The sequence below is a fragment of the Bifidobacterium sp. POST2/T3 (B1) genome, from assembly GCF_058197115.1.
On record NZ_JBVPQK010000192.1, the window covers coordinates 1 to 5163 of the forward strand.

Below are 5163 nucleotides of genomic sequence, written 5' to 3' on the forward strand. Positions count from 1 at the left end.
CATGGGGGACAGGGTGCCTGGGCGCCCTGCCTGCTGGTGCGCCGGGGACGCTGCATCCTGTATTTTGTGGCCGACGGGCAGATCGGCCAAGCTGTCGCTCCCGGCCCGACCGGTCCCTTCCGAGCGGCCAGGGAGCCATTCATCGCCCGGGGGGACTACGACTGCCTGCCCATCGATCCCTCGATCTTCGTGGATGACGGCGATGTGCCCTATCTGCTGTGGGGCAATGGCCGTGCCTACATGGCGCGGCTGAGCCCTGATGGCCTGCGTCTGGAGAATGACTCAGTACGCTCCGCTGTGCCTGACAACTTCCGCGAAGCCATCACTGTCTGTCGGCGGGGAGACATCTACTATGCCTCCTGGTCGGAAAATGACACCAGGGATCCGAACTATCAGATCCGCTGGTCCAGCGCGCCATCGCTGGACGGCCCTTGGACCGCGCCCCAGGTCCTGATCAAGGCTGACCATGCCAAGGGGATTCTGGCCACGGGGCATCACTGCATTACCTGTGTGCCGGGCCGGGACGACTGGATCGTCGCCTATCACAGGTTCGCCAGGGACGGCCAGGGCGACGGCTGTCATCGCGAAATCGTCTTTGCCCCCTTGGATTTCGCTGATGACGGCGCCATGGTCCAGGTCCGCCCGCAGGTGGGATCCTACTGGTACCCGGCCCAGGACCTGGTTACTCCCTGACGATGGGGTGGCCACCGAAGGCGCTGCGCAGTGCGGAGACCACCTTCATGGTCATGGGGTCCTCGATCTTGGAGGACTGGCGGGCGTAGAGTGCCGAGGTGATGGCCGGTGTGGGCACCCCCAACTCCAGGGCGTCCGCAATCATCCATTTGGTTTCGCCAGTCTCGTCAGCCTTGCCGGCGATTTTGCTCAGGTGCGGGTCCTCTTTTAGCGCCTGGGCCAGCAAATCCAGCAGCCAGGACTGGATGACCGAGCCCTTTCGCCAGGACTCCACCACTTCGCCTGGCTCCTTGATCAGGTCGGAGGCCTCCAGGACTGCGTACCCTTCGGCCAGAGCCTGCATCATCCCGTATTCGATACCGTTGTGGACCATCTTGGCATAGTGGCCAGCGCCGGTTCCTCCCGCGTGGACCAGACCGTAGTCGCCCTCAGGTTTCAAGGTGTCCAGGATGGGCTGGATCCGGGCCACGTCTTGATCCGATCCTCCGACCATCAAGGCGTAGCCCTTCTCCTTGCCCCAGATGCCGTTGGAGGTGCCCACATCCACCAGGCCTATGCCCTTGGCGGCCAGGGCTTGGGCGTGCTCCTGGTCCTGGGTGAAGCGGGTGTTGCCCCCATCCACGACCAGGTCGCCGCGCTCCATCAGCTCGCCAAGCTGATCGAGAGTGGACTCAATGGGCTTGCCGGCCGGGACCATGACCCAAATCACTCGTGGGGCCTCCAGCGCCTGAACCAGGGCTTGCAGGCTGTCCACATCCCTGCCCGAGTCCGGCGCGATGTCGTAGCCGACCACTTGGTGGCCACCGGTACGCAGACGGTCCGCCATGTTCTTGCCCATGCGTCCCAGGCCAATCATGCCGATCTTCATAGTGTCAGTTCCTCTCCCTTGACTGCAACAGTGTGAAGTTGACCGCGATGGTTGGTGGTCGGCCGCGGTCGGGCCGCTTTGCCGGTGCTACTGGCGGGCTGCCTGCCGGGCGCGCTCGGCCTGAACCTGGGCGGTGTGCGCTTTGACATCACACTGCAGACCCAGGGTGTCGATGACCTCTTCGGCCTCGATCTCGGGAGACATGCGCAGACCCACGTCGATGGTCAGGTGAACCTCGTCCGGTCCCAGGGGTTCCAAGTCATCGAACTGGGAGCGGAGCATCTGCGGCTTCATGAAATGCCCCTTCCGCTTGGAGAGCCGTTCCATGATGGAGTCGTAGTCCCCGCTCAGGTGGATGAAGACCACCCCAGGCATTCGCAACCGGTCACGATAGATCCGCTTCAGGGCGGAGCAGGTGACGGTTCCGGGCACTCCTCGCCGCATGTGGTCCTCGATCCAATCATGGATGCTGTCCAGCCAGGGCCAACGGTCCTGGTCGTTCAGGGGGATGCCGCGGGCCATCTTGTCGATGTTGGCCTGGGGGTGGAAGTCGTCGGCCTCGGCCATGTCCCAGCCCAGTTTGCTGCCCAGGTGCTCGTTCATGGTGGTCTTGCCGCAGCCGGCGACCCCCATGATGACCAGAACGGGTGTGCGGCCTTGGAAGTAGTCCGGAGGAACCGTGTTGTCCACTGCCGAGGGGACTTGGGGCTCCGGGTGGTCTTCCGCGCTCAGCGCGTCGGAATTCTTCAACGATGTGTCGACCATGTGCAACCTTTCTGAAAAGTAATCTGACAATGACGCTCAGGCGGTGATGGGTACAAAGATGCTGGCGATCATGACCAGGACCAGAACCACTACCGACAGCAGGCATTCCAGAACCGACCAGGTCTTCAGGGTCTCGCCAACGCTCAGGCCGAAGTACTCCTTGATCAGCCAGAAGCCTGCGTCGTTGAGGTGGGAGAGGAAGATGGAGCCGGCGCCGATGGCGATGACCAGAAGTGTAGTGGCCGTGGAGCCCGCATGCATCATGGTCATGGCGTTGCTGAGAATGCCGGCCGTGGTCAGGATGGAGACGGTGGCCGAGCCTGTGGCGATGCGTACGAAGACGGCGATGACCCAGCCCAGCAGGAAGATGGAGATGTTGGAGTTCTCCACAAAGGTGCCGATGATCTTGCCGATGCCGGTGGAGACCAGGACGCCCTTGAAGCCACCGCCTGCGCCCACAATCAGCAGGATGCCCGCTACAGCGGGAAGCGACGCTCCCAGGGAGTCATTGACGGTCTTCCAGGAGATGCCCGAGGCGGCCTTGAGGACCAGCATGGAAACAATCAGTGCTATGGCCAGGGCCATGACCGGGTTGCCGATGAAGTTGATGGTCTGTGCCAGGCCGTCCGTGCGATCCTTGAACCCGGGAATGGCGATCTCGAAGATGGAGGTCAGCAGCATGAGGACTGCCGGCAGCAGGATGCAGCAGACCGAGAGGGCGAAGGATGGCAGCCGGGTCTCCTCCTTGCCGGCCTGCTCGCTCTTGGCCACAAAATCGGCCGGGGCTTCGATGGGCACCCAGCGGGAGGCCAGACGGGAAAAGGCCGGGCCCACGACGACCAGGGTAATCAGGGCGAAGGGGATGCCGAACATCATGGTCAGGCCTACGTTTCCGGTCTGCTTGAATTGGCTCAGGGCGGCCAAGGGGCCGGGGTGAGGAGGCACACAAGCGTGCATGATGGACAGGCCTGCCAGGGTGGGGATGGCCACACGCATCAGGGGAAGCTTGGTGCGGCGGGCCACCAGAATGATGACCGGGACCAGAATGACCAGGCCGACTTCGAAGAACATGGGCAGGCCGATCAGGGCGCCGATCAGGGCCATGATCCAGGGGATGGTGGCGGGCTTGGACTTGGCGACCAGGGTGTTGACCACCTGGTCAGTGGCTCCGGTGTCCATGAGGACCTTGCCGATCATGGCTCCCAGGCCGATCAGAATGCCTACGGAGCCCATGGTGGAGCCGAACTCGCCGGTAAAGCTGGTCAGGGTGGCCACGGGTCCGTAGCCAGAACCGATGCCGACCACCAGGGCGGCACCCAGCAGTGAGACAAAGGGATGAAGTTTGACGACAGTGACTAGGAAGATGAGCACCGCCAGGCTGAGCACCAGGCTGATGCCCAATTGGGTGGTGTTCAGGGAAACGGCCTGACTCGCCGCCAGGGTTAGGTACCCGTCGGCTGTCGGCTGCGACGCTAAAAGCATGGCTGCCTCTTCTCTGAGGATGCGAGCCGTTCAGCCTGAACAGCTTCCCGGCTCTTATTTTTGCATTACTTAATATCGACAGTGTGATATTACGTATGCCTTAACAGACAGTATTTTACACGAATCTGGGACGGATTGGAAGACGGCATGCTAAGGGGCAGGATCGAGTCTCGAAATTATTTACATACCACTCTGGTCAAATTGGGAATGGGCCAGGTTGCTAGAGTGGAATTCGTGAAAAACGCAAGGAAACCTGATGACGAAACGGCTGCAGAAGGCACCCTGCATGATCGGCTGCTGGACCAGTGGGGGGCGGCCATCGTAGATGGCACCATCGCTCCGGGAGACCGGCTACCCGCCCCTGACCTGGATAGCCAGAGACCTTCGCGCACGGTCACCCGCGAGGTCACCAGGGTTCTTGAGGCCATGGGTCTGGTCACTGTCAAACGCAAGGTCGGTGCCACAGTCAATCCTCGTCAACTCTGGAATATCTATGATCCGCAGGTGATCGAGTGGAGACTGCGTGGACCTGACCGGGGACGGACCTTGCATGAGCTGTCTGAGCTCAGGGCATGCGTGGAGCCCATGGCTGCCCAGCTGGCGGCCGGCAATGCTGATCAGGATCAATGGGCGAAGCTGACGCGGGCCGCCATTGATATGGTGGCCAACGCTGACCGGGCCGACGGGCCGGACTATCTTCGGGCTGACGAAACGTTTCATCGAACCCTGCTTGAGGCATCGGGCAACGCTATGTTCGCGGCCTTGGGCGATGTGATTGCATCAGTGCTGTCTGGGCGAACCCGGCATGAGCTTATGCCCAGGAAGGCCGATGAGAAAGCGTTGCGGTTGCATGGCGACGTGGCTGCACTGATACGTCGGGGCGATGCAGAGGGGGCCCGCCACGCCATGGATTGGATCGTTGACGAATCCGATCGGGCTGTCGAACAAATGACAAGAAAGGACTCCGAAGACTCCGCTCCTGCTGCGGATAAGGAATCTTCGGAGTCCTGAGATCTGTAGAGGCTCTTGGTGCAGAAGGCTCAGTTCAGTTTCGAGGCGGCATCAGCGTCCAGGAGCCAGAGGGTCTCCAGAGTGCCCCTGGCATAAGAGGAGGGGACATGGGGATCGTCTGTGGTTCCCAGGGCGGCAGCGACGGCCGATGCCTTCTCAGCAGTTGAGGTGAACAGCCAGACCTTTGGGGTCCGGCGGATGAATGGCGTGGTCATGGTGACCCTGAGCGGGGGCAGCTTGGGGGAGTTGCTGACACCCGTTACCAGCAGATCTTCGTCCTGCAGCCTGACCTCAGGGCGGTCGGGGAAGAGGGAGGCATAGTGGCCGTCGGGACCCACGCCAAA

Annotated in this window: 5 protein-coding genes and 1 pseudogene; 2 read left to right on the forward strand and 4 right to left on the reverse strand. The window is 62.0% G+C overall.

Annotation, left to right across the window (positions count from 1 at the left end; genetic code table 11):
• The coding region (locus tag AC0AP0_RS08765; RefSeq protein WP_490430191.1) for a family 43 glycosylhydrolase at positions 1-693 on the forward strand (693 nt) is incomplete at its 5' end.
• On the opposite strand, the pseudogene gnd reads toward AC0AP0_RS08765, so the two are convergent.
• The 3 genes and pseudogenes from gnd to AC0AP0_RS08780 all read right to left on the reverse strand — a co-directional run.
• Positions 683-1594: pseudogene (gene gnd / locus AC0AP0_RS08770) on the reverse strand (phosphogluconate dehydrogenase (NAD(+)-dependent, decarboxylating)); the annotation flags it as partial. The gene AC0AP0_RS08765 and the pseudogene gnd overlap by 11 nt on opposite strands.
• A gap of 54 nt (positions 1595-1648) precedes the next feature.
• A complete protein-coding gene (locus AC0AP0_RS08775; RefSeq protein WP_082097679.1) occupies positions 1649-2326 on the reverse strand; it encodes a gluconokinase in 678 nt (225 codons plus the stop codon).
• Between the two features lie 36 nt (positions 2327-2362).
• Positions 2363-3808, reverse strand: coding sequence for a GntP family permease (locus tag AC0AP0_RS08780; RefSeq protein WP_144178202.1), 1446 nt, complete (start codon positions 3806-3808; stop codon positions 2363-2365).
• A gap of 225 nt (positions 3809-4033) precedes the next feature.
• On the opposite strand from AC0AP0_RS08780, the gene AC0AP0_RS08785 reads away from it, so the two are divergent.
• A complete protein-coding gene (locus AC0AP0_RS08785) occupies positions 4034-4819 on the forward strand; it encodes a FadR/GntR family transcriptional regulator (RefSeq protein ID WP_490430192.1) in 786 nt (261 codons plus the stop codon).
• 29 nt (positions 4820-4848) lie between these two features.
• Here the strand turns inward: AC0AP0_RS08785 and AC0AP0_RS08790 are convergent.
• The coding region (locus tag AC0AP0_RS08790; RefSeq protein ID WP_490430193.1) for a 6-phosphogluconolactonase at positions 4849-5163 on the reverse strand (315 nt) is incomplete at its 5' end.